Source organism: Inquilinus sp. (assembly GCF_057815775.1).
In genome coordinates, this window is record NZ_JBYRFX010000152.1 from 1 (window position 1) to 3,307 (window position 3,307).

The following is a 3,307-nucleotide window of genomic DNA, read 5'->3' on the forward strand; positions in this document are numbered from 1 at the left end:
CGGTCTGGGGCTGGAGCATGAGTGGCATCGACGAGGACCAGGTGCGTGAGGCCGGGCTGGACCCCGCCGACCCCCGGCTGCGCCTGGCACTGACGTTGAGCTGCGAGCTGATGGGCTTTCCCCGACACCTCAGCCAGCACACCGGCGGCTTCGTCTTCGCCCGCAAGCGGCTGGACGAGATGGTGCCGATCGAGAATGCGGCGATGCCGGACCGTACTGTCATCTGTTGGGATAAAGACGACCTCGACGCGGTCGGCATGCTCAAGGTCGACGTGCTGGCGCTCGGCATGCTCAGCGCACTCAAGCGCTGCTTCGACCTGATGAACCGGCACTATCCGGAGCGGTATCCGGAGCCGCTGGCCCTCGGCATGACGCCGCGGGAGGACCCGGAGGTCTACGAGATGTTGAGCCGCGCCGATTCCATCGGCGTGTTCCAGGTTGAATCCCGGGCCCAGCAATCGATGCTGCCGCGACTGAAGCCACAGAATTATTACGACCTGGTGATCGAGGTGGCGATCGTGCGCCCCGGCCCGATCCAGGGCGACATGGTCCATCCCTATCTGCGCCGCCGCGACAAGATCGAGCCGGTGACCTACCCGAAGGACGAACTCAAGGAGGTCCTGGAGAAGACCCTGGGCGTGCCGCTGTTCCAGGAACAGGGCATGAAGCTGGCCATCGTCGCCGCCAAATTCAGCCCGGCCGAGGCCGACAACCTGCGGCGGGCGATGGCGACGTTCAAGAGCGAGGGTTCTATACACAAATACGAGACCCGCTTCGTCGAAGGCATGGTCGCCAACGCCTATGAGCGCGATTTCGCCGAACGCTGCTTCAGCCAGATCAAGGGCTTCGGCAGCTATGGCTTCCCGGAGGCGCATGCCGCCTCCTTCGCGCTGCTGGTCTATGAGAGCGCCTGGGTGAAGCATTATTATCCCGAGGTGTTCTGCTGCGCCCTGATCAACTCCCAGCCCATGGGCTTCTACTTGCCCGCCCAGCTCATCCGTGATGCGCGCGAGCATGGCGTCGAGATCCGCCCGGTCGACGTCAACCGCAGCGACTGGGACTGCACGCTGGAGCCGACCGGCGGCCGCGACCATGCCCTGCGGCTTGGCCTGCGCCTGGTGAAGGGGCTGAGCGACGCCGAGGGCGGCGAGATCGTACAGCACCGGGAGGCCGGCTATGCCTCGCCGGCCGATCTCGCCCGCCGCGCCGGCGTCTCCGCCCGCGCCCTGAACCGGCTGGCCGAGGCCGCCGCCTTCGGCTCGATGGGGCTGGACCGGCAGCAGGGGCTGTGGGCGGTGGCCGGCATCGCGGGCGAGGCCCTGCCGCTGTTCCCCGCCCGGCCGGCCCAGCTGGCGCTGTTCGAGGAGCCGCAGGCGGTGCTGCCGCCTTTGCCGCCCGGGCTGGAGGTGCTGGAGGATTACGCCACAACCGGCCTGTCGCTGACCCGCCATCCGCTGGCCCTGCTGCGCCCGTCGTTGGCGCGGCTGGGCATCGTCCCGACCCGCAGCCTGCGCGACGACACCACCCGGGACAGCGCCCGAATCCGCCTGGCCGGCATCGTGCTGTTCCGCCAGCGGCCGCAGACCGCCAAGGGCACGATCTTCGTCACCATCGAGGATGAGAGCGGCGCCGCCAACCTGGTGGTCTGGGCCGATGTGTCGGAGAAGTACCGCCGCGCCGTCTATGCCGGGCGCCTGCTGGCCTGCGAGGGCCGGGTGCAGAAGGTGGGCGAGGGCGAGCACATGGTGATCCATGTCGTGGTCGAACGCTTCGTCGACTGGACCGACCAGCTGCCGGTCCTGGCCCGCGGCACCGACCAAGTGGTGCTCGACCCCGCCCATCAGGGCCGCCCACGCGCCGAGGCCGGGCGTGGCCACCGGGTGACCCTGCGCAGCCGCGACTTCAAATAGGGGCCCCGACCGCCATCACCGTCATTGCGAGGAGGCGAAGCCGACGAAGCAATCCATCGGCCCGTTCAAGCTGCTGCAAGGATTGCTTCGCTACGCTCGCAATGACGGTATGGGAGCGCAATTAATTTAAGTATTTACTTATTTAAGTTTTTGCTTCATAAAGCCACCATGCTTGCCTTCGCCGCCCTTGCAGATCCCACCCGGCTCCAGATCGTCGAGATGCTGGCGGCGGGCGAACGCGCGGCCGGCGACATCGCCGGGCAGTTCGCGATGAGCGGGCCGGCGATCTCCCAGCACCTCAAGGTGCTGCGGGAGGCTGGGCTGGTCACCGTCCGCGCCGACGCGCAGCGGCGCATCTACGCGCTCGACCCCAACGGCTTCGGCGCGTTGGACGAGTGGCTGCGGCACATCCGCCGCTTCTGGGCCGGCCGGCTGGACGAGCTGGAGCGGCAATTGCGCGGGATCCCCACGGACGCAGGAGAAACGCCATGAGCGATTACGGCACCATCACCGCCCCCGGCACGGTCCGGTTCGAGCGGCGGCTGCCCGGCCCGATCGAGCGGGTCTGGGCCTATCTGACGGAATCGGACAAGCGCGGCACCTGGCTGGCGACCGGCGCCGTCGAACCGCGGGCCGGCGGCCAGGTGGAGCTGCATTTCCTCCATTCCGACCTGTCGCCGCTGCCGGACGAGATCCCGGCCAAGTACAAGTCGCTGGAGAAGGGCGCCAACTCCACCGCCCGGGTGACACGCTGGGAACCGCCACGGCTGCTGAGCCACAGCTGGCCCGGGCCGCCCGGCGAGGAATCGGAGGTGACCTTCGAGCTGACGCCGCAGGGCGAAGACGTGTTGCTGGTGCTGACCCATCGCCGCATCGGGACAGAGAAGATGGCGAGCGCCGCCGGCGGCTGGCACACCCATCTGGGCATCCTGGTCGACCACCTGCACGGCCGGGTGCCGCAGCCCTTCTTCATCACCCACACGCCGCTGGAGGTCGAATACGAACGCCGCATCGTCTCGGCGAAACAATCCTGATCGGGGGGAATGCCATGGCCACGACCTTCGCCGGCGGCCGCAACATCGCGTTGAAGGTGCCGCCGCACCAATACGACGCCACGGTGCGGTTCTATCGCGACGTGATCGGCCTGAAGCCTCTGGACAACCACCCACCCGCCATCGGCTTCGAATTCGGTGCCAACCAGCTTTGGATCGACCGGGTCGAGAGCATGAGCCAAGCCGAGCTGTGGCTGGAGGTCGTGGCCGAGGATGTGCCGGCGGCGGCCGAGCATTTCGCTGCGGCCGGTGTCGCCCGTCGCGACGAGATCGAGCCCCTGCCGGACAGCTTCGACGGCTTCTGGATCTCCGACCCCGCCTCGATCATCCACATCGTCACGTCCA

Annotated in this window: 4 protein-coding genes; all 4 read left to right on the forward strand. The window is 67.9% G+C overall.

Going from position 1 to position 3,307, the window contains the following annotated elements; genetic code table 11:
* Positions 1-1,910: helix-hairpin-helix domain-containing protein (locus AC3XYG_RS05520; RefSeq protein WP_489138812.1), on the forward strand; the 1,910-nt coding region annotated here is incomplete at its 5' end.
* A gap of 168 nt (positions 1,911-2,078) precedes the next feature.
* Entirely contained in the window at positions 2,079-2,402 is a 324-nt protein-coding gene (locus tag AC3XYG_RS05525) for an ArsR/SmtB family transcription factor (protein ID WP_489138813.1), read from the forward strand.
* Positions 2,399-2,944: an SRPBCC family protein gene (locus tag AC3XYG_RS05530; protein ID WP_489138814.1), complete on the forward strand. Its 546-nt coding sequence runs from the start codon at positions 2,399-2,401 to the stop codon at positions 2,942-2,944. Before AC3XYG_RS05525 ends, AC3XYG_RS05530 begins: the two co-directional genes overlap by 4 nt.
* Before the next feature lie 14 nt (positions 2,945-2,958).
* Positions 2,959-3,307: VOC family protein (locus tag AC3XYG_RS05535; protein ID WP_489138815.1), on the forward strand; the 349-nt coding region annotated here is incomplete at its 3' end.